Annotated in this window: 17 protein-coding genes; 14 read left to right on the top strand and 3 right to left on the bottom strand. The window is 52.6% G+C overall.

The genetic code is table 11. From position 1 onward, the window contains the following. The first annotated feature begins 19 nt into the window (after positions 1–19). Together glmM and HMPREF9441_RS16905 are read left to right on the top strand one after the other, a co-directional pair. A complete protein-coding gene (gene glmM / locus HMPREF9441_RS16910; protein WP_008623233.1) occupies positions 20–1,405 on the top strand; it encodes a phosphoglucosamine mutase in 1,386 nt (461 codons plus the stop codon). A 29-nt stretch (positions 1,406–1,434) separates the two neighbouring features. Beyond that, entirely contained in the window at positions 1,435–3,942 is a 2,508-nt protein-coding gene (locus HMPREF9441_RS16905) for a DUF4982 domain-containing protein (RefSeq protein ID WP_009392382.1), read from the top strand. Positions 3,943–3,972: 30 nt separating this feature from the next. Here HMPREF9441_RS16905 and HMPREF9441_RS16900 read toward each other — a convergent pair whose 3' ends face one another. Continuing rightward, complete coding sequence (locus HMPREF9441_RS16900; protein WP_244949827.1) at positions 3,973–5,058, bottom strand: OPA3 family protein; 1,086 nt, start codon at positions 5,056–5,058, stop codon at positions 3,973–3,975. 12 nt (positions 5,059–5,070) lie between these two features. Continuing rightward, a complete protein-coding gene (locus HMPREF9441_RS18165; RefSeq protein ID WP_087943221.1) occupies positions 5,071–7,077 on the bottom strand; it encodes a DUF4954 family protein in 2,007 nt (668 codons plus the stop codon). 613 nt (positions 7,078–7,690) lie between these two features. On the opposite strand from HMPREF9441_RS18165, the gene HMPREF9441_RS19130 reads away from it, so the two are divergent. From HMPREF9441_RS19130 to priA, 10 genes are all read left to right on the top strand, one after another. Beyond that, complete coding sequence (locus HMPREF9441_RS19130; protein WP_244949826.1) at positions 7,691–8,296, top strand: hypothetical protein; 606 nt, start codon at positions 7,691–7,693, stop codon at positions 8,294–8,296. A 12-nt stretch (positions 8,297–8,308) separates the two neighbouring features. After that, positions 8,309–8,866: a cob(I)yrinic acid a,c-diamide adenosyltransferase gene (locus tag HMPREF9441_RS16885; protein ID WP_008623221.1), complete on the top strand. Its 558-nt coding sequence runs from the start codon at positions 8,309–8,311 to the stop codon at positions 8,864–8,866. Positions 8,867–8,935: 69 nt separating this feature from the next. Next, complete coding sequence (locus HMPREF9441_RS16880) at positions 8,936–9,157, top strand: DUF2795 domain-containing protein (protein ID WP_008623219.1); 222 nt, start codon at positions 8,936–8,938, stop codon at positions 9,155–9,157. Positions 9,158–9,320: 163 nt separating this feature from the next. After that, the gene (locus HMPREF9441_RS16875) at positions 9,321–10,271 is read left to right on the top strand and encodes a PorP/SprF family type IX secretion system membrane protein (protein ID WP_008623217.1); all 951 of its coding nucleotides are present in this window, start codon (positions 9,321–9,323) and stop codon (positions 10,269–10,271) included. Positions 10,272–10,273: 2 nt separating this feature from the next. Beyond that, complete coding sequence (porK, locus tag HMPREF9441_RS16870; protein WP_008623215.1) at positions 10,274–11,710, top strand: T9SS ring complex lipoprotein PorK/GldK; 1,437 nt, start codon at positions 10,274–10,276, stop codon at positions 11,708–11,710. Between the two features lie 21 nt (positions 11,711–11,731). After that, positions 11,732–12,667 carry a type IX secretion system motor protein PorL/GldL gene (gene porL, locus HMPREF9441_RS16865; RefSeq protein ID WP_008623213.1) on the top strand — a complete coding sequence of 312 codons (936 nt, stop codon included), beginning with the start codon at positions 11,732–11,734 and terminating at the stop codon, positions 12,665–12,667. Positions 12,668–12,693: 26 nt separating this feature from the next. After that, a complete protein-coding gene (gene porM / locus HMPREF9441_RS16860; RefSeq protein ID WP_008623211.1) occupies positions 12,694–14,256 on the top strand; it encodes a type IX secretion system motor protein PorM/GldM in 1,563 nt (520 codons plus the stop codon). A gap of 43 nt (positions 14,257–14,299) precedes the next feature. Then, positions 14,300–15,367 carry a type IX secretion system ring subunit PorN/GldN gene (gene porN / locus HMPREF9441_RS16855; RefSeq protein WP_021980219.1) on the top strand — a complete coding sequence of 356 codons (1,068 nt, stop codon included), beginning with the start codon at positions 14,300–14,302 and terminating at the stop codon, positions 15,365–15,367. Positions 15,368–15,457: 90 nt separating this feature from the next. Continuing rightward, a complete protein-coding gene (locus HMPREF9441_RS16850) occupies positions 15,458–16,096 on the top strand; it encodes a porin family protein (RefSeq protein ID WP_008623208.1) in 639 nt (212 codons plus the stop codon). 115 nt (positions 16,097–16,211) lie between these two features. Next, the gene (priA, locus tag HMPREF9441_RS16845) at positions 16,212–18,689 is read left to right on the top strand and encodes a replication restart helicase PriA (RefSeq protein ID WP_008623206.1); all 2,478 of its coding nucleotides are present in this window, start codon (positions 16,212–16,214) and stop codon (positions 18,687–18,689) included. Between the two features lie 10 nt (positions 18,690–18,699). Here the strand turns inward: priA and HMPREF9441_RS16840 are convergent, their stop codons facing one another. Next, on the bottom strand, positions 18,700–20,763 hold the full coding sequence (locus tag HMPREF9441_RS16840) for an HD family phosphohydrolase (RefSeq protein WP_008623204.1): 2,064 nt from the start codon (positions 20,761–20,763) through the stop codon (positions 18,700–18,702). Between the two features lie 97 nt (positions 20,764–20,860). Between HMPREF9441_RS16840 and gltX the strand changes: the two genes are divergently transcribed. After that, positions 20,861–22,378 carry a glutamate--tRNA ligase gene (gene gltX / locus HMPREF9441_RS16835; RefSeq protein ID WP_008623202.1) on the top strand — a complete coding sequence of 506 codons (1,518 nt, stop codon included), beginning with the start codon at positions 20,861–20,863 and terminating at the stop codon, positions 22,376–22,378. Beyond that, a complete protein-coding gene (locus HMPREF9441_RS16830) occupies positions 22,375–23,595 on the top strand; it encodes a 3-deoxy-D-manno-octulosonic acid transferase (protein ID WP_008623200.1) in 1,221 nt (406 codons plus the stop codon). The genes gltX and HMPREF9441_RS16830 overlap by 4 nt, the downstream gene beginning before the upstream one ends. Positions 23,596–24,185 lie beyond the last annotated feature (590 nt).

The following is a 24,185-nucleotide window of genomic DNA, read 5'->3' as shown; positions in this document are numbered from 1 at the left end:
ACACATAAAGACTCTTATTATGACACTTATTAAATCTATTTCAGGTATACGCGGAACTATCGGCGGCCACGTGGGCGACACGCTGAATCCATTGGACATTGTGAAGTTTACATCTGCATACGCCGCATGGATTCGCCGGACGACTACGGTGAAGAGCAATACCATCGTGGTGGGACGGGATGCACGCATTTCCGGCGAGATGGTCAAGAACGTGGTGTGTGGCACACTGATGGGCATGGGGTTCGATGTGGTCAACATCGGACTGGCTTCCACGCCGACCACCGAACTTGCGGTGACGATGGAAGGAGCCTGCGGCGGCATCATCATCACGGCCTCGCATAACCCCCGGATGTGGAATGCTTTGAAACTGTTGAATGAAAAAGGGGAATTCCTCAATCAAGAGGAGGGAAACGAAGTATTGCGTCTGGCCGAGGAAGAGGCGTTTGAATATGCCGACGTGGACCATCTGGGGCACTATCGGGAAGACCAGACGTACGACCAAAAGCACATCGACTTGGTCAAGAACCTGAAATTAGTGGACGTGGAGGCGATTCGCAAGGCGCATTTCCGCATGGCCATAGACACCGTCAATTCCGTGGGCGGCATCATCCTGCCCCGGTTGTTGGAACAATTAGGAGTGGAGCAGGTCACGGGGCTGTTTACGGAGCCGACGGGGAACTTCGGCCATAACCCCGAACCTTTGGAAAAGAACTTGGGCGACATCAAGGCTTTGATGCAAAAAGGCGGCCACGACCTGGCATTCGTGGTAGACCCGGACGTAGACCGTCTGGCCATGTTCTGCGAGGACGGGACGATGTACGGCGAGGAATACACCTTGGTGACGGTGGCGGACTATGTGTTGCAGCATACGCCGGGGAACACGGTGTCTAACTTGAGTTCCACCCGTGCCTTGCGCGATGTGACCCGTATGCGCGGAGGGGAATACAGCGCGGCTGCGGTCGGCGAGGTGAACGTGGTGGCCAAGATGAAAGAGACCCGTGCTGTGATCGGCGGGGAAGGTAACGGCGGGGTGATTTATCCGGAGGCGCATTACGGGCGTGATGCATTGGTCGGCATCGCCCTCGTGCTGACCTATCTGGCCCGGACGGGAAAGAAAATGTCCGAACTGCGTGCCACCTATCCGTCATACTTCATGGCCAAGAACCGTATCGACCTGACGCCGGAGACGGATGTGGATGCCATTCTGGAGAAAGTAAAAGACATGTATAAGGATGAAGAGGTGAACGACATCGACGGAGTGAAGATTGATTTCCCCGACAAATGGGTGCATTTGCGTAAAAGCAATACAGAGCCGATTATCCGTGTGTATTCCGAGGCAGCCACGCAGGCCGAGGCGGAGGAAATCGGGCGGAAAGTCATGGACGTGGTCTATTCGCTGGCTTGACGAACCTGTTCATCATTAACCTGAGAAATATGAAAAAACTGTTATTGTATGTGTGGGGCTTGCTCTTCTGCTTGGGGATGCAGGCCGGTGGAGAACGGGAAACGGTGCTGTTGCGGGACGGATGGCGGTTTACCCGTGCGGACAATGAGTCGTTCGGCGGAGTGCAGGTGGACGACGGAAAGTGGGAACGCGTGTCCGTGCCCCACGATTGGGCGATAAGCGGGCCGTTCGATGCGAACAACGACCGGCAGTTCATGGCCATCGAGCAGGACGGACAGAAAGAAGCCCAGAACCAGTCCGGACGTACGGGAGGACTGCCTTTCGTTGGCGTAGGCTGGTACAGGCTGCATTTCGACGTGCCCGGTTTCGGTACGGGCAAGCGCGTGGTGCTGATGTTCGACGGGGCGATGAGCCACGCGCAAGTCTATGTCAACGGAAAGAAGGTGGGGAATTGGCCGTATGGCTATAATTCCTTTTATTTCGACGTGACGGATGCCGTGAACGCAAAAGACAATGTGTTGGCGGTGCGCTTGGAGAATGAACCCGAAAGCTCTCGCTGGTATCCGGGGGCCGGGTTGTACCGGAACGTGCATCTGGTCGTGTCGGGCAAAGTCGGGGTACGTACATGGGGTACGACTGTCACTACGCCGACGGTGCGTGAGGATTTTGCGAAAGTGAAGGTGCGTACGGAATTGGAATATCCCGACGGTACGGACTGCAAGGACATCCGTCTGAAAACCGTTCTGCGTGCTCCCGGAGGACAAAAAGTGGCGGAGCGCGAAACCGTCTTGTCGCTGTATGACGAAGGCGTGCTCGAACAGGATTTCGTGGTGGACCGCCCCCTGTTGTGGGATTGCGAACATCCGAACCTCTACCGGGCGGACACGGAGGTGTACTATCAGGGACGTTTGAGCGACACCTACCAGACTACGTTCGGCATCCGTACGATTGAAGTCGTCCCCGAAAAAGGCTTCCTGTTGAACGGGAAAAAGTTGGTTTTCCATGGCACGTGCAATCATCACGACTTGGGACCGTTGGGCACGGCGGTGAACATGCAGGCCATCCGTTACCGGCTGAAGATGCTGAAGGATATGGGCAGCAATGCTTACCGTACGTCGCACAACATGCCGTCGCCGGAACTGGTGCAAGCCTGTAACGAGATGGGGATGCTGTTGATGGTGGAGACTTTCGATGAGTGGAAAGCCAAGAAAATGGCCAACGGTTATAACAAGTACTACGACGAGTGGGTGGAACGCGATTTGGTGAATGTGGTGCGTCATTACCGCAACGACCCGGCGGTCGTGATGTGGTGCATCGGCAACGAGGTGCCCGACCAAGGTTCGGCGCAGGGAGCAAAGCTTTGTCGGATGATGCAGGACATCGTGCACCGCGAAGACCCCACGCGGCCCTGCACGCAAGGCATGGACCGTGTGGATGCCGCCATCAAGAGCCACGTGGCGGCCATCATGGACATCCCGGGCTTCAATTACCGTTCCAATCTTTACCAGAAAGCTTATAAGGCATTGCCGCAACGGGTGGTGTTGGGGTCGGAAACGGCTTCTACGGTAAGCTCGCGCGGCGTGTATAAGTTCCCTGTGGAACGCAAGGCCGGGGCGAAATACGACGACCACCAGTCGTCTTCCTACGATGTGGAACATTGCCCGTGGAGCGACTTGCCGGAGGACAACTTTATCTTGTCCGAGGATTTGCCCTACGATATGGGCGAGTTCGTGTGGACAGGCTTCGACTACTTGGGCGAGCCGACGCCGTATTATGACGATTGGCCCAGCCATTCTTCGCTGTTCGGTATCATCGACTTGGCTTACCTGCCCAAGGATCGTTATTACCTTTACCGCAGCCAATGGAACAAGGCAGCGGAAACCTTGCACATCCTTCCGCACTGGAACTGGCCGGGGCGTGAAGGCGAGGTGACCCCGGTATTCGTGTACACCAATTACCCTACGGTGGAACTTTTCATCAATGGCAAGAGCCAAGGGAAACGTACGAAAGACACCACCGTCAAGCTCGACGAGACGGAAAACGATGAGGCACGCCGTGCTTTGGCCCGCCAGAAACGTTACCGGCTGATGTGGATGGGCACGCGCTACGAGCCGGGCGAGGTGAAGGCTGTGGCCTACGACGAAAACGGACGGAAGCGTGCGGAGCAGATCGTCCGTACGGCAGGTAAGCCTTACCGCATCGTATTGAAGGCCGACAAGGACACGTTGGACGCGGATTTGCGGGATGAGGACTTGGCTTTTGTCACGGTCAGCGTGGTGGACCGCGAGGGCAACCTCTGTCCCGACGCACAGCATACGGTGAAGTTTTCTGTCCGTGGAGCCGGGTATTACAAGGCCGGAGCCAACGGCAACCCCGTGTGTCTTGAACCGTTCGGCCGGCCGCAAATGCCGGTGTTCAACGGACAGATGACCGCCATCGTGGCGGAAAAGGGACAAGCCGGAACTATCCGCCTGAAAGCGGAAGCCAAAGGACTGAAGTCCGCCGAACTGGTCTTGTCTGTCAAGCGGACGGAATAAGCCCGGAGGGGAGGAGGAACTCTCTTTTTTCTATTCCTGTGCCTCCGGGGCGTAGGTCTCGATGAAATCCTTCTCGAAAGGAAGCGTACGGAGCACGTTCAGGTGAGAACGTGCTTCTTCTTTTTTATGTAAGGCCAGACAAATCCGTACCATCTGTTTGAGCAGGAGCGGAGACGGGCCGTTGGTATTCAAGTCCGCTTTGCCCAGTTCGTAAGCGATGGGGTATTGTTCCGAAGCGATGCAGTAGTCCATCAGGAAGTAATTCCGGGCGTTTTCGAGGTTACCGTCGCGGTTATGCAGGTAAATGGGGCGGCTTGTCGGCGGTAACATGTCTATGGGTACCTTGGGCACGTCGTTTTCGTCTTCCATTCGCGAAATGGCGTAGTAAGCCGCCACCGTGCTGTAGGTCAGGTCGGAGCGGGAAGCGGTGGCTTGCATGCCCTTCCAGTCCTGCCGTTCCAGTTCGCGCTGCATCTTGGCGGTAGGGCGTACGTAGGGGCGGTACCATTCGTTCATACCCACGGCACCGGCTCCCAAAATGAGGATGAATCCCATGGCTTTCCATTCGTCGAGCGGACGGTTGTAAGCCGGTGGGGTGAACAACCCCAAGAGTTTTTTCCGGCTGAAAGAACGTACGAAGGCGGCTTGGCAGGCCAGAATGAGGAGGATGCAGAAAGGAATGCCGAGCAGTTTGCCCGTTTCCGCCTGATAGTAAACATCGAAACCGTGGTAGACGACCACATAAATAAAAACGAATGCCGGGATGTATTTCAGGTATCCGAACCGGCCGCGCAACCTGAAGACGTAACCGGACAGCCAAGAGATGAGGGTAAGCATGCCCGAGAGAAGGGCACCGCCCCAAAAAGGCGAATGGAACGCTTGGAGCAAGGCACGCCCGATAATCCACAACGAACCGTAAGAGGTTTCCCATAGCGGGCGCATGGCTCCTTGGGCTGTGCTGAAGAAACTGTACTGTTGGGCGATGTAAAGCACGTCGCCGTAATAAATGCCGAAAAACATCCAGAAGCCGAAAAAGAACAGTTTCAGGGCGTCCGGCCACGCTGTCATTACACGTGAAGTACGGTTTTCCGGTGAAGGGTTTTGCTGTCTGTTCATAGTCGTATGGGGTTAAAGAGTTAATTTATGCAGCCAGTATCCGGCCTTTTCTTTGATTTCCGTTTGTTGTTTTTCCAACTCTTGGATGATACCGCATTGTTGTACGGTGCCCCGGACAGCCAACGCGTCGTCCACGGCGGTTTCCTCGCCGCCGTCGATACCGAAACCGGCAAGGGAACCTGTCGAGATGTCCTTTGTGGCATCGGCTATGATCTGCCGGTTGAGTGTCGTGGCGGCGGTTTCCCATTTCCGGATGACGGGCAGGCAGAGCGACGGGATAAAGTCCTTGCCATAGGCATCGGGGTATATCTCGTGCAAGAGGTTCCACGTCCAAGCCCAGGCGAAGTCGTCATACCGGTCATGGATAAGCCGGAGCCGTTCTCCCAATTTCTCTATGCGGTCGAGTTGTCCTGTGGCGATGATTCTGGTAATGTCGTTGATTTCGCTTATGGGGGCCAGCATGCCGCCGATGTCTCCCCAACGGTCGCTGCATGCCGCACGGGGATGCAGGGCTTCGCATAGCCCGTCCGAGGGCATGCCCTCATGCGCCTCTAATTGCCGGATCAGTTGTTCGCCCAAGTAACGGTCTAAAGCCAGCCGGTACCATTCTATGCCTTGCTTCACCGATTTCTCTTTGAGCCGCAGGCCGTTCCATGTGATTTCTTGGGTATCCGCGTCGAAGCGTCCGCTTAGTTCTTCCAAGGTAATCCGTGCCCGGAACACCCGCCCCATCGTATAAGGGGAGAATGCTTCGAAAGAGACCCGGTCCGTTTGAGGCACTTGGGGCAGGCGGCCGTCGCGTGCAGGCCATTTCCCGATGTCGCGCAGCGTTCCCACGCCCCTCAGGGTAATGCCGGGAATCACGTAATGGGACGAGCCTTGCTCCACGAGATAAGAGAATGGCCATTCGCTGCTGTCGGTACCGGGGGCGCAATGTCCCATGACCAGCGAAAACGCTCCGATATGCGCGGGCCACGAGATGTGGCTGCCCGAAGCGGTTTTGCATCCCCGTTCCAGCACACCGTGGTGTCGGGGGCCGAGCTTGTAGGCGTGGTTGCTCTGGTTGGTGCCCGAACCGGCGTTCATGAACGAGAACATGCCGCCTATCAACAGCGTGGACTTGTGGTGCGTCACCGTATAGGGACCGGCCAGGATGGCGCATGCCTCACCCTGCTCCGCCTGGCAGTTGCAACCGAAATAGGAGTCTGTGGCGGAAAATCCGTGCCCGATGGAAGAAGCTTGTCCTACATGGCAACGGGTGAGCGTCGCGCCGTCGGTGACATGGCAACCGGTTTGCAGGATGAAATCACGGGCGATGACCAAGTCACCCACGAAGGTAGGGGCGTCCGGATGGCTGCATATCGTGCCGTTTTCCAACCGGACGGCACCTTCCAGACGGCTGCAAGGCCCGATTTTCACGTTGCGGATCAGGCCGCAGCGGAGTATCCGTGTGCCCTCGCTTATCTTGCCGCGGTTGCCGGTTTGCCGTGCGGCGTAGTCCGAAACCAACCGGCGGAGGTTTTGCGTAAACAAGGCATCGTGGCGGTACATGGCTTGCATGTACGCTTCCTGTGCCGACAGGCGGTCGTGAATGAGGATGTCCCGTCCTCCGCTTTCGCTCATGACATGGAGTTCCGTGCCGTTTCCGAAGGCAGACGGGCCGGTCATGGCAATGGTGTCCGTATGGAGGATGATGCAGCCCGGGGCGATGTCGTAATGGGCGATATACCCGTGGACGTGGGCTATCAGGCAGTCGTCGCCCACGGTGGTACAGTGCAGCGTGGCATGGCGGATACCCGTATGGAACGTGATTCCGCCCGGCAGCGTGACGGTCTTTTGGAAATTCCCGATACGGTTGGAGCCGGAAAAATGCACGTACGCCAGATGGCGAAGGTCGATATCCGGATGGACTTCAATCAGTTGCCAGTTCTCGGCCGTGCAGCCTTGCTGTTCCAGTTGTCGGATTTCGGTGGGAAGCAGTTGTCGGTATGCAGTGTCGGTATGCGTCTGTAGTTCCATGTCTTTTTCTATGCTGGTTTGTTCAAGTTCCTGTTTGGAGGTATAAAGAAACGTTTTTTTTTTGAAAGTCAGTGAGGTTTGCCTTATTTTTTTGCAAGATACCCCGGACGGGGAGGGCTGCGAAGTGCATACCGTGGGTGGGCGTGCCGGACTTTGGAAGCAGGGCTTTGTCAAATGAAATCCTGCCTCAAGGAGTGGGCGGATTTACCTTGCGGCAAATGATTTTTTGTTCTGCGCCAAACGAAAAATCGTTCGCAGGAGATTGGAAAATCGTTTGCAGGAGATTTTTTTGCCGTTCTCTGTAGGTTTGTATTTTATTGTGGGTGAGGTGGTTGCGTGATGTGCGGAGAGAGCGGAGATGCGAGACTGTAATGTCCTGTTTTTTTAAGGCTTCACCGTAGGGCATAAAAAAAGGGTCAGCGCTCTGACCCAACCTTTGTTAACCTTAAATCTAATACTATGAAAAACACGATACAAAGGTAGGGAGTTTCGGTTTTCCGGCAAAATATCCGGCTTTTAATATCGAAAAAACGGCTTTTTCTTGATTTATATCAATACGGAGTGCTTTTTTGTGCTAACTTTGTTGGGCAAGAACAAACATTAAGATACAAGAATGCTCTACAGACAATGGATTTGGTTGAAAAGGTTCAGGCATCGGCGCGGATACGGTGTGCATTCTCCCTTTGCGTTCGACTTCCTGACGTATGTGGTGTATGAGCGTGGGGAATATTACGCCTACCGGGAGTTGAAGAAACGTTATCCCGTGGTTTGCCTGTGCGGGGGCTTGCATCGGTTGAAATGCCGCAAGTTTCTTTTCCGTCTGTCCAATTACGTGCATCCCTCCCTGATCCGGATATATGGGCACGTGAGCGAGGCGGAAACGGCTTACTTGGCAGCGGGATGCCGTTCGGCCGCGGTATGTCAAGACTTGTTTTGGAAGGTGAGGGTGCGGGAGAACGGAGGTTTCGTGCGGCAGAAGGAACTGATGGTCGTGGGCAGGGGGATTGCGCCCCGGCATTGGACGGCTGTGGTCTCGCGTCCGTCGACAAGGTGTTCGGTGTGCCTCCTTTTCGGCATACGGGCTTCAAAAGCGGCTTTGCAGGCGTGGAACGACGTGAAACGCTTGCCGGAAGCCGTGGTAACTTTCGACCTCTACGACTACGGTCTTGTGTTTTATGACCGTTCCAAGCAACGGCAAGATTATATTGTGAATTTTTAAATATACGGAAGGATGAAGAAAAGTAGAGTATATACTCGTACGGGCGACGGGGGAATGACCAGCCTGAGCGGGGGCGTGCGGGTGTCCAAGACGGATGTCCGAGTGGAAGCGTATGGGACGGTGGATGAGCTGAATGCCCACATCGGCGAATTGATTACTTATTTGGAACGTGAGGAAGACCGCGAGTTCCTGACAGGCATCCAATGTGACTTGTTCGCGATAGGAGCCTATCTGGCTACGGCGCCCTCACGTGCGGAAAAGCTTGGCCGGGAGGTGGTGACGGAAGAAGACGTGACGCGTCTGGAACAGGCCATAGATGAGGCGGAAGACGGGCTTCCCGGGTGGCGGGGGTTCGTGCTTCCCGGCGGCTCCCGGGGGGCGGCCGTGTGCCATGTCTGCCGCACCGTGTGCCGCAGGGCGGAGCGGCGTATCCTGGAACTGTCCGGAAGTGCGCCGGTGATGCCGGAGGTTTGTGCGTATGTCAACCGCTTGTCCGATTATCTGTTTGTGCTGTCCCGTAAAATGCTATTTATTGAGGGGAAAGATGAAATTGTGTGGAAGAAACGTTGATGGTATCGAAAATATTATTATTTTTGCGCACAAAATAGAAAAACGAAGTTGTTATAAATATTAAGGACTATGTATTGGACACTGGAATTGGCTTCAAAGTTAGAAGATGCGCCATGGCCTGCCACCAAGGATGAACTGATTGATTATGCGATGCGTTCTGGCGCTCCCTTGGAAGTGATCGAGAATCTGCAAGAAATAGAGGATGAAGGCGAAATATATGAGACGATAGAAGATGTTTGGCCGGACTATCCGACGAAGGAGGATTTTCTTTTCAACGAGGACGAATATTGATGCGCGTCGGACTTGGAAATACGGAAAACCTGAAATGATTACTGGAGCGGGTGTAAGTGTGCATCCGCTCCATTGTTTTACCTGAAACCGCGATTTTCGTGCGATGCCGGACAATAAAAAGAAAAAGATTCTGTTTTCTTAAGGTACAACGGTTGTAGAGACAGTGAAGACAAAGGGAAAACTGATAGGGTTCATCTTGATATTGAGCTTGTTGCCCCGGTGGGCCAAGGCTCAGTATGACCCGTCTTTTGTCAATTATTGGGCCATGACGCCCTTTTATAACCCCGCAGCGACGGGGCAGTCTCCCATGCTGAACTTTCAAGGAGCTTACAGCATGCAGATGACCGGCTTTGAAAACGCCCCCGCCGTGATGTTTGCTTACGTGGACCTGCCGTTGTTCTTCATCAGCGCGAGGCACGGTGCCGGAGTGGGGTTCACCAACGACCAGATCGGTCTGTTCAAGCACCAGAAGTTTTTTCTGCAATATGCTTACCATCAGCCTTTGTGGGGAGGCAAACTGAGCGGAGGCATCCATTTGTCCATGCTCAGTGAGACGTTCGACGGGGGAGAGTTGGATTTGGGAGAGTCCGGCGACCCTGCTTTTCCTACGGCTGAGGCCAACGGGGCCGGTTTCGATATGAATTTCGGCATCCAGTATGCCCGTAAGTCGTGGTACGCCGGTTTTGCCATGATGCACTGTACCTCGCCCACCGTCACGTTGGGAGAGGAAAAAGTGAACGAATTTAAGGTCTCTCCTTCTTATTATTTGACGGGCGGGTACAATATCCGGCTTAAAAGTCCGTTATATACCATACATACGACCGCCATGCTGCGTTCCGATGCCGTAGGTTTCCGGGCGGATATGACGGGACGCATCGCTTATCATGGCAGCAAGCATGAGTTGTACGGCGGAGTGTCGTACAGTCCGATGAATTCGGTCAGTTTCCTCTTCGGCGGAGACTTTCATGGCATCAATCTCGGTTATGCGTACGAAATGTACACGGCCGGCATCGGGGCATTGAACGGCAGTCATGAGATCATCATCGGCTATAAGACGGAGTTGAATCTGTTCAAGAAAGGAAAGAATAAACATAAAAGCGTAAGAATATTATAATAATGAATATGAAGTGTTGTGGGTTGATATGGGGCATAATGGCAGGTCTGGCGTTCAGTGCTTGTCTGGGTCCCCGTTCGGCATCCACCGCCACGGGTGGAGAAGTGACCGGTGTCGGGGGAACGGCCTACAGTGAACCAACTCCTTACGGGATGGTTTTCGTGAAGAAAGGTTCATTGAAAATCGGTACGGAAGAAACCGATTCGTTGTGGGGAATGACCATTCCTACCCGGGAAATTTCGGTCGACGGCTTCTGGATGGACGCTAACGAAGTGTCGAATGCCAAATATCGCCAGTTTGTCTTTTGGGTGCGCGACTCTATTATCCGCGAACGCCTGGCCGATCCGGCATACGCGGGCGACGAGACCTACAAGATAGAGGAGGACAAGTTCGGGAATCCGGTGACTCCTTATCTGAACTGGAAAAAGCCGATACCCTGGAAACGCCCGAACGAAGACGAGTTGAGGGCGATAGAAAGCGTGTACGTGACGAATCCGGCCACGGGGGAGCGGATGTTGGATGCGCGCCAGATGAATTACCGTTATGAGGTGTTCGATTATACCGCTGCCGCTTTGCGCAAGCACCGCCTGAATCCGGATGAACGCAACCTGAATACCGACCATGCCGTGGATGCGGACGAAGTGGTCATGATTTCTAAGGATACAGCTTACATCGACGACGAAGGGCGTATCGTGCGTGAAACCATCACCCGCCCGCTTTCGGGACTGCATGATTTCCTGAATACTTATATCGTGAATATTTATCCGGATACGACGTGTTGGGTGAACGATTTTTCCAATGCGGAAAACGAACGCTACATGTTGCAATACTTCTCCAATCCGGCTTATAACGATTATCCGGTGGTCGGTGTGACCTGGGAACAGGCCAATGCTTTCTGCGATTGGCGTACGGAGTTCCTGAAACGTGGCTTGGGAGCCGCAGCCAGTCAGATACAGCCTTACCGTTTGCCGACAGAGGTGGAATGGGAATTTGCCGCACGTGGTCCCGAAGGAGCCTTGTTCCCGTGGGAGACAAAAGGGGTGAAAAGCGAGAAAGACTGTTATTATGCCAACTTCAAACCCGACCGTGGGGACTATACGGACGACGGGAGCTTGATAACGTCCAAATGCGGTTCCTATTCGGCCAATTCCAACGGTTTGTTCGACATGGCGGGAAATGTGGCGGAATGGACGAGTACGGTGTACACCGAATCGGGTGTGGACGGCATGAGCGACATGAATCCGGAACTGAAATACAATGCCGCGAAAGAAGATCCTTATCGCCTGAAGAAGAAGTCGGTGAGGGGCGGTTCGTGGAAAGACCCGGAATCCATGATACGTTCCGTATGGCGTTCATACGAATATCAAAACCAACCGCGCTCGTACATCGGTTTCCGTTGCGTGCGTTCTGTGTCGGGGACAACCAATAAACGTAAATAAAAAGACAAAAGAAGTTAAGATATGGCTAAGAATAGAAAAAATATAGTTATCCGTATTCAGGATTGGATTGAGTCGGTAGCCGGGCAGACATTCCTGAATTATGCGTACAGTTGGGGAGCGGCCGTGGTCATTCTTGGAGCTTTGTTCAAACTGACTCATATTCCCGGGGCCAATGCGATGTTGTTCATCGGTATGGGTACGGAGGTTCTGGTGTTTTTCATCTCCGGTTTCGACCGTCCGGCAGAACTGAAGCGCGATGAAGACCGGGTGAGTCTGGCTTCGGATGAAGAGGATTGGGACGAAGAGGCTGTCGGCGAAAAGGAAGCCGGGAACCTTCCTGAGGTTGCGCAAGGTGGAGTGCCCCAACCGGTTGTGTCCGGTGGAGGGGTATCCCAGCCCATAGTCGTGGGAGGGCCGGTCGTAGTCGGAGGAAATGGAGGCATCCCTCTTTCCGGGGCAGCGGCTACTGTAAATCCGGACGTGTCTGGCGCAGCAGGCGGCGGAACACAAGGCGTGCAGGGTAGCGTGGGGCAGCAGGCGTTGGATATAAAGGCTTTGGCCGATATGGTGAATGCTTCCAACGCAGAACTTTTTGCGAAAGTGCTTGAAGATGCCCGTAACGCTTCTACTCCCGAAATGAAGGAGGCGGCTGAAAATTATGTGGAAGAGCTGAAGACGTTGACCGAAACCTTGGCGCGTGTGTCCGAACAGGCTGAACACATGACGCGTGATGCCAAGGAGATGGATAATCTGAACCGTACGCTGACGGGCATCAATACGATATACGAGATGCAGTTGAAGAGTATCAGTACGCAGGTGGGCACGATAGACCAAATCAATGAACAGACCCGCAAGATGGCGCGTCAGATAGAAGAATTGAACGGCATTTACAACCGTATGATTCAGGCCTTGACGGTGAACATGAAGCATACACCGGGCGGTTCGATAACAGAATAAACGGATTAATCAGAAAGGAATACGAAATGGCATCCCAGCAAAATAGAATGTCTCCGCGTCAGAAGATGATCAACCTCATGTATGTGGTGCTGATGGCTATGTTGGCCCTGAACGTGTCTTCCGACGTGTTGAACGGTTTTTCATTGGTGGAAGACAGCCTTCTGCGGACTACGGCGAACGCTTCTGCGTCCAACGAAGCCCTTTATAAGGATTTGCAGGGACAGATGGAGGCCAATCCGGCCAAAGTGAAGGAATGGTTCGACAAGGCACAGTATGTGAAGAAAATCTCAGACTCCTTATATAATTATGCGGAAGCCCTGAAGGTCAGTATCGTGAAGCAGGCGGACGGGGAAGACGGCGACGTGAAAGACGTGCAGAACAAGGAGGATCTGGAGGCGGCTTCCCATGTGATGTTGGCACCGCGCCGAGGAGAAGGACAGAGGTTGTTCGCGGCCATCAACAGTTTTCGTGAAAGCATCGTCGGCATGTTGACAGACGAGACGCAGAAGAAAATCATTGCGGACAACCTGAGTACGGAGGTTCCGAACAAGGCCGGTACTTTAGGGAAGAATTGGCAGGAGTATATGTTTGAGAATACGCCGGTGGCTGCGGCCGTTACTTTGCTTTCCAAATTGCAGAGTGATGTGCGGTATGCCGAAGGAGAGGTGCTTCATGCCTTGGTGGCCAATATAGACATGAAAGACTTGCGTGTGAACGAGTTGAATGCATTTGTGATACCGGCTTCACGTACGGTGGTACAAGGCGGGAAATTCAGTGCCCAGATCATCATGGCTGCCGTGGATACGACCCAACGTCCGACGGTATATGTCAACGGACGGCAAATCACTTCACCGGGCGGGCTGTATGAGACGGTTTGCAGTAGTACGGGCGATTATACGCTGAAAGGTTATATCGAGATGATGGACGGGCGTGGCCAGATGGTGCGCAGGGACTTCTCTCAGCCTTACACCGTGGTGGCTCCTTCGGCTACGGTGTCGGCAGACTTGATGAATGTGTTGTATGCCGGATATGAGAACCCTATGAGCGTGTCTATTCCCGGGGTTCCGGCCAATAAGGTGGTGGCTTCCATGAGCGGAGGAGTGTTGCAGCCCACAGGGGCGGGCAAATATATAGCCCGACCGGCAGAAGTGGGCAAAGATGCCGTGATTACGGTCAATGCCAATATGGAGGGACGTATGCAGAAGATGGGACAGTTTGCCTTTCGTGTGCGTAAGTTGCCCGACCCGTCGGCTTATATAGAGTATGCGGCGGAAGGCGGCAGCAACCGTTTCCGTGGCGGGCGTTTGTCCAAACAAATGTTGATGGGAACGAAAGGCATCGGCGCAGCTATTGACGACGGACTTTTGAATATAGAGTTCCGGGTGCAAGGGTTCGAGACGGTGTTTTTCGACAATATGGGTAACGCCGTACCGGCGGTGTCGAACAGCGCGTCTTTCACTGAACAGCAACGTTCGATGTTCCGTTCGTTGGGACGTGGAAAACGGTTCTATATTTCCCGTATAAGAGCCGTAGGCCCCGACGGGGCGGAGCGGACGCTCGACGGCTCTATGGAAGTGATTGTCAACTAATGAATGGATGGAAATGAAGACTATGAGTAAAAATAAGATAAGGATGAAACGTCTGTTTTTTGTTTTGTTAGGAGTTGCCCTGTACGTGCAGGCGGAGGCGCAGCCGGCTCGCCGCAGGGTGAAACCCAATGATGCAGACAAGGCCGAGAAAACCGTAGACCGTGCCAGTTTGCAGTTCCCCGTGGCGGTGGAAGTGCCTGAGGACGTGGTGTGGCGTCGCGATGTGTATCGTCAGTTGGATCTGACGCTGGACAAGAACGCCCCCCTGTATTATCCGGTGGAGCCTTCCGCAGGCCAGATAAACCTGTTTACGTATCTGTTCGATTTATTGCTGACGGGAAAGATTACGGCATACCAATATAAACTGGACGGTAACGAGTCTTTTACTTCGCGCGATAAGGTGGACGTGAAAGAATTGTTAGAGCGTTACCATATATATTACGAGGAGCAGAACGGGCGTCCCCGTGTGAATGCCAGCGATATTCCCTCGGCTGAAGTTTCCCGTTATTATATAAAGGAGAGCTCTTATTTCGACCAAAGGACCTCGACGTTCCGTACGAAAGTCACGGCCTTATGCCCAGTGCTTATGCGCGGAGATGATTTTGGCGGAGAGGCTACCCCATATCCTTTGTTCTGGCTCAAATATGATGATATCAGTACGTATTTGGCCCGTCACACGATGATGGCAAGCAATTATAACAACGTGACGAACATGACGGCGGCGGATTATTTCTCCATGAATCTGTATGACGGAAAGATTTATAAGACGAACAACATGCAGGGGAAGGTGCTGGCTAACTATTGTAAGACGGACAGTGCCATGGCCAACGAACAGAAGCGGATAGAGAAACAACTTTCCGACTTTGAAAAACATGTTTGGGGGCATGACGACTCGGTGGCTGTAGATTCAACGGCAGCCAAGGAGGCTGTAGAAACGAAAAAGGAGAAAGCTTCCCGAACTACACGTAATTCGCGTCGTGCTTCGGCATCGTCGGACGACTCGAAAAAGGCAAAGGCAGAAAAGACTAAGGTTTCCAAGACGCGTAGGGGGAGTTCCGGAGGGGGAGGAGCCTCCACGCCCAGAGTGACCGTACGCAGACAACGTAGATAATAAAAAAGAGATATATTTTCGGAAAAAGTTGAAAGTACGGCAAACAGTTGCTATCTTTGTTTTTCGATAAGAAATAAAAAGCAAACTTCTATGAAGAAATTAAGTGCAGTATTGATGTGTATGGTGGCGTTTTTATGGGCGGCACCTGCCAATGCGCAGTTCAAGTGGGGACTTGAAGGCGGTGTGAACTTGAGTAAGGCAAGTATAAAAGGTGACGGAGGCTTGTTCGATGCTTCCAATCGTACGGGATGGTTCGTCGGACCGAAAGTGCAGATGACCATGCCGGTCATCGGTTTGGGTATCGATGCTTCCCTTCTCTATTCCCAGAAGTACATGAAGATGGACTTTTCAGGTGAAGTAGACGGGGAGAATGTCAACGGGAGTACGCCTAACAAATCCATGCCTTACGTGGAGATCCCCATTAATTTAAGGTATAATTTTGGCTTTAGCAGTCTGGTCGGCGTTTATTTGGCTACAGGTCCGCAATACAATTGGTATCTGGGGAGCCGTAATTTAAAGTATGCCGGTGAAAGTATCGGAAGTTTGGAACGCTCTACATTCAGTTGGAATGTGGGAGCCGGTGTGACGCTGCTTAGCCATTTGCAAGTAGGTGTGACTTACAATATCGCCATGGGTGAGACCGGAAAATTAGGCGGTGTGGGCGATGTCATAAAAGAGTTTGACGTAAAGAACAACACATGGCAAGTTCGTTTGGCTTACCTGTTTTAATGTAGTCCGATAGAAAAATGGAATAAACGGAAGCCGTCTGCATGAAGCGGACGGCTTTCCTTTTGTCTGTTAGCTTCTTTTGTCGTATTTTTGTAACGCATTAAAATCCGTGCGTATGAAGTTTGTAGATGTCATTCTTCCTCTTCCTTTGTCGGCGGCTTATACATACGCTTTGCCCGAAGAGCAGCAGGCGGCGGTACGGCCGGGCTGCAGGGTTATCGTGCCGTTTGGAGCCAAAAAGTTTTATACGGCTATTGTGGTTGACGTTCACGGGCGGCAGCCGCAAGGTTATGCCGTGAAGACCGTGTGGGAGATACTTGATTCGGATCCCGTTTTACTTCCGGTGCAGTTGGATTTTTGGAGATGGTTGGCAGACTATTACCTTTGTGCCGTAGGGGATGTGTATAAGGCTGCCCTGCCGTCCGGTATGAAACTGGAAAGCGAGAGCAAGGTGGTGGTAAACAGTGAATATGCGGGAAATGCCGTATTGTCGGAACGGGAGCAACGGGTCGTTACTTGGGTTTCGAGGCGTTCCGAACCGACCGTGACGCAACTTCAAAAAGAATGTGAGGATTTTCGGGTGTTGCGGGTGGTAAGGTCTTTGATGGACAAGGGTGTCCTTGCCATGAAAGAGGAAGTCAAACGCAGCTATAAGCCACGTACGGAAGTACATGTGCGCTTATCGGAAACCTATTTTGACGAGGACAAACTTCATGAATTGCTTGAGGGTTTAGGAAGAGCACCCAAACAGCAGTCCCTTTTATTAAAGTATTTAGAGCTGGCAGGTGCCGGAACGGCTTTCCGGTTGCGTAATCCGAAGATGCTGGCGGAGGTGGGGCGGAAAGCCCTGGTAGAAGCTGTTGGTGGCAGTCTGGCGATTTGCCGTGCTTTGGAAGAGAAGGGCGTATTGGAGGCCTATCCATACGAGATAGGCCGTTTGGCGCATACGGAGGTCACCGAAACGATAGGTGTTTCTCCTTTAAGCGAGGCACAGGCACGGGCGTTCCGGGAACTGGAAGAAGCTTTTGCTCGTCATCCGGTATGCCTGCTTCACGGAGTGACATCGAGCGGGAAGACCGAGGTTTACATTCATCTGATTCGTCAGATGATAGCCGAAGGGAAACAGGTGCTTTACTTGGTGCCGGAGATTGTGCTGACCACCCAGTTGACGGACAGGTTATATCGCGTATTCGGTAACCGTATGGGCGTGTACCATTCCAAGTTTCCCGATGCCGAACGTGTCGAGATTTGGCAAAAGCAGTTGTCCGAACAGCCTTACGATATTATTGTAGGCGTTCGTTCGTCCGTCTTCTTGCCTTTCCGGCATCTGGGGTTGGTCATAGTGGACGAAGAGCATGAACAATCTTATAAACAGCAGGAGCCTGCGCCGCGTTACCATGCCCGGAATGCGGCGATCATGTTAGCTCGGATGTACGGTGCCCGTACCTTGCTCGGTACGGCGACTCCGGCGTTGGAGACTTATTATAACGTCCGCATGGGCAAATACGGTTTGGTGGAGCTGACCGAACGTTTCGGACAAGTACGTTTACCGGAAGTCGAGGTGGTGGATATTAAAGAGCTACAGCGCAAAAGGCGCATGGCCGGTCCGTTCTCGCCGCGTTTGTTGGAGGAGATGCGCCGGGCATTGGAAAACAAGGAACAGGTCATACTGTTCCAGAACCGGCGAGGTTACGCTCCGATGATAGAATGCCACACGTGCGGTTGGGTGCCCAAGTGCAAAAACTGCGATGTCAGCCTGACGTACCATAAGGGACTGAACCAAATGACTTGCCATTATTGCGGCTACACGTGTAACGTGCCGACTCGCTGTCCGGCCTGTGAAGGTACGGAGCTGGTGCAGCGAGGGTTCGGTACGGAAAAGGTGGAAGATGCCGTACATCAAGTCTTTCCGGAGGCCGCCGTGGCCCGGATGGATTTGGATACGACCCGTACACGTTCGGCCTACGAAGGAATCTTGGAGGATTTCCAAAGCGGAAAGACTGATGTGCTTATCGGAACGCAGATGGTGACCAAAGGATTGGATTTCGAACGAGTCAGCGTGGTCGGCATATTGAATGCCGACGCCATGCTTAATATCCCGGACTTCCGAAGCTTTGAGCGCGCCTTCCAGTTGATGGCACAAGTGGCTGGGCGCGCCGGACGCCGCAGCAGGCAGGGACGTGTCATCCTGCAGACCAAGAGTCCGGATCTGCCTCTCATTCGTCAAGTGACGGAACATGACTATTTCGGGTTGTACGTAGGGCAGATGGAAGAGCGTCAGATGTTTGTATATCCTCCTTTTTGCCGTTTGATTTATGTCTATATGAAACATAAGCGGGCAGATGTGCTCGATCATCTGGCTGCTGAAATGGGGAGCCGTCTGCGCCAGGTGTTCGGTTCCCGTATTTTAGGGCCTGACGCGCCGCCCGTGGCACGAATCCAATTGCTCTACATCCGTAAAATCGTAGTGAAAGTAGAACTCGGAGCTTCTCTGGCCAAGGTTCGGGAACAGTTGCTTTATCTCCGCCAAAACCTGATGGCACATCCCGATTACCGCAGTGCCCAAATCTATTATGACGTAGACCCCATGTAAGGCAGGACGCTTATTTCTTTTTCAGTTCCGGATAGCTGATACGCGTGTGGTAAATCGTCTTCAGCTTTTCTTTGAACACGTCTTTAGCCACGGTGATGTCGTGGAACGTGATGGGGCAGTCTTTGAAGAATCCTTCCTGCACTTGGCTGTCCACGATCTTATCCACCAGTCCGCTGATACTCTCTTCCGTGTATTCGTTCAGGCTTCTGGAAGCGGCTTCCACAGAGTCCGCCATCATCAAAATGGCCTGTTCCAGCGTGAACGGGTTCGGACCGGGGTAAGTGAAAAGGGATTCGTCTACCGGTTGGTCCGGATTCTGGTTCTTGTATGAAATCAGGAAGTATTTGGTCTTGCCTTTGCCGTGGTGCGTCGAGATGAAATCCTTTATGACTTGCGGCAGGTTATATTTGTCGGCCAGTTTGAGTCCGTCCTTGACATGACTGATGACAATCGCCGCACTTTGTTCGTAACTGATACGATCGTGAGGATTGAAGTTATTTTGGTTTTCCGTAAAGTAGGCCGGACTGTTCATCTTTCCGATGTCGTGGTATAAGGCTCCGGTTCGGACGAGCAGCGCCTTGGCACCGATTTTATTCGCCACTTCCGTAGCCAGGTTCGCCACCTGCATGGAGTGTTGGAATGTGCCCGGAGCCACTTCCGAGAGCCGTTTCAGCAGTTCGTTGTTGGTGTTGGACAATTCGACAAGAGTCACGTTGGAGGTGAAGCCGAAAACCTTTTCGAACAAGAACAGCAACGGGTAGGCAAATAACAAGAGGATGCCGTTGATGATAATATAGATATACATGCCATACTCCAGGCGTGCGAAGTCTTTTTCGTGAATAAGTTCCATACTCATGTAAAAAGCTATGGACGCCAATGTGACATAAAATGCCGAACGGATAAGCTGCGAACGTTGGGAAAGCTCCCTCAGGCTGTAGATGGCCACCATGCCCGCCACAAGCTGTGTGGCGATGAACTCGTAGGGGTATTTCAGGGATATGGCACTGATGAGCACCGTAGCCACGTGAGTCACAAAAGCCGTCCGGGAATCCATGAACACCCGGATGAAAATAGGAGCCATGGCGAACGGGATGATGTAGACATTGAACAGGTTATGCTTGATGAGGAATGAAGTTATCAACGGGTAGATGACCGGCATGGAGGCGATGAACAGGATGTGGCGCGTGTTGGCCAGATAGTCACGGCGGAACAGGTTGAAGTACAACGTCAGGCAGGCAATGATGAGAGCCACGTAAAGCATTTGGCCGAGCAATACCGTATGCGTCTGCATTTTGGACGTGTTTCGGCGGGTATATTCTTTTTCCAGAGAAGTGAGGATGTCGTATGTTTCCTTGTCCACGATATCCCCTCGGTCTATAATTTTCTGCCCGCTCATGACCATACCGGACGAATAGGAAAGAGAAGACAGCAAGTCTTTCCGGGATTCTTCGGATTTTGTCTTGTCGTAGGTCAGATTGGGTACGATATAGTCGCTCAGGTTGCATTTCCGCAATACTCTGCGGTCATAATGCAAGCTGTCTTCTCCCAAATCGATAAGGTATTCGTATGCGGTTTTGTGCGAGAAGACCTGAGTCATCGGTTGTTCCTTGGCCACGTTCTGTGCGAATATGCGGATAGACGCCACTTCATCGCTGTGCATTTGGTCGAAATTCTCCGTGTCCATGACGCCCTGCGCGTAAATATGTTCCAGTTTGTTTTCCACGTATGCCAGATAGTTGGCCGGTATGGTGGCCGGTTTCTGTCCGTTTATGGTGGCCTTGAACTTTTCTATCTGTTCTTTCCCCACGGTCTCGTCGATGGCGAAATAAGGTTCGTAATGCTGTAAGATACTGTCCTGTTCCGTCTGTATGGTTTCCGCGCTTTTGTATATCGGAAAGTCGTAGGTCGCGATGAGCTGGCTGTAACGCCAAGGTTTGCCCACGTCGAACTGGTAGGTCGAACGTTCGTCACGCGGCATGTACAGGCACACGATAAACAAGGCTGTGACCGTGATGACGATTCTATAAATCAAAGCCTTCGGGGTAAGGCTGTTTTGTTGGTTATGTCTGTTCATCTCTTTTTCCGTATTTTATATAGGGCGAAAATACGAAAAAAATACGGGGCGTTTAAATAAAAAGTAGTATTTTTGCACAATATTCACAAATGTTGTTATGACACAGAGAAAAGTAAGGGTTCGTTTCGCTCCCAGTCCCACGGGAGCCTTGCATATAGGCGGTGTACGTACGGCTTTATACAATTATCTTTTTGCACGCCAGCATGGCGGCGAGTTCATTTTCCGTATCGAGGATACAGACTCCAACCGGTTTGTCCCGGGAGCGGAGGAATACATTTTGGAATCTTTCCGTTGGCTCGGCATTCCTTTCGACGAAGGAGTAAGTTTCGGTGGGGATCATGGTCCTTACCGTCAGTCGGAACGCCGGGACATTTACAAGAAATACGTGCAGGAGTTGCTGGATGCCGGTAAGGCTTATATCGCCTTCGACACGCCGGAAGAACTGGAGGCCAAGCGGCAGGAAATCCAGAATTTCCAGTACGATGCCTCTACGCGCGGCATGATGCGCAATTCGCTGTCGTTGTCGGCTGACGAGGTGAAGCGGCTGCTGGCCGAAGGCCGGCAGTACGTTGTCCGGTTCAAGATAGAGCCGGGCGAGGACGTACATGTGGACGACATGATTCGCGGCGATGTGGTCATCAACTCTTCCATTCTCGACGATAAGGTGCTTTACAAGAGTGCCGACGAATTGCCGACCTACCATCTGGCCAACATCGTAGACGACCATCTGATGGAGGTGACCCACGTGATTCGCGGTGAAGAATGGTTGCCTTCGGCTCCGTTGCATGTCCTGCTTTACCGTGCGTTCGGATGGGCTGACACGATGCCGAAGTTCGCCCATTTGCCTTTGTTGCTCAAGCCCGATGGGAAGGGAAAATTGAGCAAACGCGACGGCGACCGTCTCGGCTTTCCGGTTTTCCCTCTCGAATGGCACGACCCCAAGACGGGCGAAGTGTCCTCCGGTTATCGTGAGAGCGGCTATCTGCCGGAGGCTGTCATCAATTTCCTGGCCTTGTTGGGTTGGAATCCGGGAACAGACCAAGAGATCATGTCGTTGGACGAACTGGTGGAGCTTTTCGACATCACCAAATGCAGCAAGGCCGGTGCCAAGTTCGATTATGTGAAGGGCCTGTGGTTCAACCGTGAATATATCCTGATGAAGGACAACAAGGAATTGGCTCCCGCTTTCGACAAGATACTGCGCGAGAATGGGATAGAAGTACCGATGGAACGCGTAGAAGCCGTGGTGGGCATGATGAAGATGAAGAAAATCAATTTCATCAAAGAACTGTGGCCCCTTTGCGACTTCTTCTTCATTGCCCCGGAAGCGTACGACCGCGAGGACAAGTTCGTGCGGAAGAACTGGACGGAAACGGCGGCGGCCGACATGGCCGAACTGGCCGCATTGCTGGAAGGCCTGGATGATTTCTCGGTAGAGGGACAGAAAGCGGCCGTAGACCGTTGGGCGGAAGAGACAGGCAAGAAACCTTGGAATCCTTGGCGTGTGGCTTTGGTGGGCACAGGAAAGGGCCCCGACATGTATGAGCTTTCAGCTTTCCTTGGGAAGGAGGAAACATTACGTAGAATGCGTAAAGCCGTAGAGATTCTGAAATGATATATTCGATCGCGCTTTATCTGTATGCCCTGGCAGTCGTGTTGGTTTCGCCTTTCCGCAAGAAAGCGTGGCTGATGGTGAAAGGGCAATGGAATACTTTCCGTATCTTGCGGAAAAACATCCGCCGGGAGGAAATGTATGTTTGGTTTCATGCCGCTTCCTTGGGCGAGTTCGAACAGGGGCGTCCGCTGATGGAGCGGTTGCGGCGGGAGCATCCGGAGTACAAGATATTGCTGACCTTTTTCTCTCCTTCGGGTTATGAAGTGCGCAAGGACTACGAGGGGGCGGACGTGGTGTGCTATCTCCCGTTCGACACACCGGGCAATGTGCGCAGCTTTTTGCGGTTGGCTCGTCCGCGCATGGCGTTCTTCATCAAATATGAGTTTTGGAACAATTACCTGCATGCTTGCCGCCGTCGTCATATTCCGGTGTACAGCGTGAGCAGTATTTTCCGTGAGAACCAAGTGTTTTTCCGTTGGTATGGGCGCAGTTACAGCGATGTGCTGCGTTGTGTGACCCATTTCTTCGTGCAAAACGAAACTTCGTGCGAATTGTTGGCACGCAAGGGCATCACGAACGTCACCGTGGCCGGAGACACGCGTTTCGACCGTGTGCTGGACATTTGCCGGCAGGCCAAGGATTTGCCGTTGGTGAAAGCTTTCAAGCAAGATGCCAAGGTGTTGGTGGCCGGAAGCTCATGGGCACCGGATGAGGATTTGATTATTCCTTACTTCAACGCTCATCCGGAAATGAAGCTGGTGTTGGCGCCCCATGTGGTCAGTGAAGACCATTTGAAGGAGATAGAGGGAAAGTTGCGCCGTCCGTTTGTGCGTTATTCCCGTGTCACGGAAGAAAGTGCCGCCCGTGCCGATTGCTTGATTATCGACGGGTACGGTTTGCTTTCGTCCATCTATCGTTACGGCGAGATGGCCTACGTGGGCGGTGGTTTCGGCGTAGGCATCCATAACGTGCCCGAGGCGGCGGTATATGGTGTACCCGTGCTTATAGGTCCGAACAACCGTAAGTTCCGTGAGGCGCAGGATTTGTTGCGCGAGGGCGGTTGTATGGAAGTGACGGATGCAGACACCTTCGGTCGGACGATGGACCGTCTGCTTTCCGACGGGAAGTTCTTGGCGGAGCGGGGACGGATTGCCGGACAGTATATCGAGCGGAACGCCGGAGCGTCGGATTTGATTTTCGATAGTGTGAAATTCTGAAGGATGAATCAGATAGGATACAAGTTGGAAAAAGCGGGCGTTTGTCCGCTTTTTTTGTGTTTTGATAGGCTGAAAATCGGCAAAAACAGCTCCCGTCTGTATGTCCGATTCCGGGAAAAAGAGAGTAAAATGCGGTATTTTGGGGGCGTTTTGAGGGAGTTTTCCCCTCTTTTTCGAGGTTTGTTGTCTTTCGTTTGAAGCAAATTGGAAAATCGTTCTGCTCCAAACGAAAAATCATTCTCATGAGATTGAAAAATCAAAGTGTTCCAAACGGCATTTTTAGGGGCTTGCAATCGGATTTTTACCTCTTTTTTTCGCTATTTGCATGAACTTCACGGCTCAAAATATAAGAGCATGATGCTCCTCCTTTCCTTGTTTCTTGTGTCACGGCGAAAGTGCTGTCGCCCGGTTCTGCGGAGCCTACGGGTACGGATGTCACCGGAAGACGGTGCAGGCTTTCTTTTTGTACGAGGGGCAACCGTGCGTGGCTGGTGTATTTTCCTTTGGCTTTCCCGAAGGGGGAAAATATTCGATTCTGGAGCCGTTTTAAAGGTTGTACTGTAAAAATATGAGAGAAAGAGAAGGCCGCC

Origin of the sequence: Paraprevotella clara YIT 11840, assembly GCF_000233955.1 — a bacterium.
GTDB classification, from domain to species: Bacteria; Bacteroidota; Bacteroidia; order Bacteroidales; family Bacteroidaceae; genus Paraprevotella; species Paraprevotella clara.
This window is presented reverse-complemented; position numbering and strand designations above follow the sequence as displayed.

What these genes read in the sequence shown, in the direction of transcription:
- glmM (WP_008623233.1), top strand. Translation starts at nt 20, where the DNA reads ATGACACTTATTAAATCTATTTCAGGTATACGCGGAACTATCGGCGGC.
- HMPREF9441_RS16905 (WP_009392382.1), top strand. Translation starts at nt 1,435, where the DNA reads ATGAAAAAACTGTTATTGTATGTGTGGGGCTTGCTCTTCTGCTTGGGG.
- HMPREF9441_RS16900 (WP_244949827.1), bottom strand. Translation starts at nt 5,058, where the DNA reads ATGAACAGACAGCAAAACCCTTCACCGGAAAACCGTACTTCACGTGTA.
- HMPREF9441_RS18165 (WP_087943221.1), bottom strand. Translation starts at nt 7,077, where the DNA reads ATGGAACTACAGACGCATACCGACACTGCATACCGACAACTGCTTCCC.
- HMPREF9441_RS19130 (WP_244949826.1), top strand. Translation starts at nt 7,691, where the DNA reads ATGCTCTACAGACAATGGATTTGGTTGAAAAGGTTCAGGCATCGGCGC.
- HMPREF9441_RS16885 (WP_008623221.1), top strand. Translation starts at nt 8,309, where the DNA reads ATGAAGAAAAGTAGAGTATATACTCGTACGGGCGACGGGGGAATGACC.
- HMPREF9441_RS16880 (WP_008623219.1), top strand. Translation starts at nt 8,936, where the DNA reads ATGTATTGGACACTGGAATTGGCTTCAAAGTTAGAAGATGCGCCATGG.
- porK (WP_008623215.1), top strand. Translation starts at nt 10,274, where the DNA reads ATGAATATGAAGTGTTGTGGGTTGATATGGGGCATAATGGCAGGTCTG.
- porL (WP_008623213.1), top strand. Translation starts at nt 11,732, where the DNA reads ATGGCTAAGAATAGAAAAAATATAGTTATCCGTATTCAGGATTGGATT.
- porM (WP_008623211.1), top strand. Translation starts at nt 12,694, where the DNA reads ATGGCATCCCAGCAAAATAGAATGTCTCCGCGTCAGAAGATGATCAAC.
- porN (WP_021980219.1), top strand. Translation starts at nt 14,300, where the DNA reads ATGAAACGTCTGTTTTTTGTTTTGTTAGGAGTTGCCCTGTACGTGCAG.
- HMPREF9441_RS16850 (WP_008623208.1), top strand. Translation starts at nt 15,458, where the DNA reads ATGAAGAAATTAAGTGCAGTATTGATGTGTATGGTGGCGTTTTTATGG.
- priA (WP_008623206.1), top strand. Translation starts at nt 16,212, where the DNA reads ATGAAGTTTGTAGATGTCATTCTTCCTCTTCCTTTGTCGGCGGCTTAT.
- HMPREF9441_RS16840 (WP_008623204.1), bottom strand. Translation starts at nt 20,763, where the DNA reads ATGAACAGACATAACCAACAAAACAGCCTTACCCCGAAGGCTTTGATT.
- gltX (WP_008623202.1), top strand. Translation starts at nt 20,861, where the DNA reads ATGACACAGAGAAAAGTAAGGGTTCGTTTCGCTCCCAGTCCCACGGGA.
- HMPREF9441_RS16830 (WP_008623200.1), top strand. Translation starts at nt 22,375, where the DNA reads ATGATATATTCGATCGCGCTTTATCTGTATGCCCTGGCAGTCGTGTTG.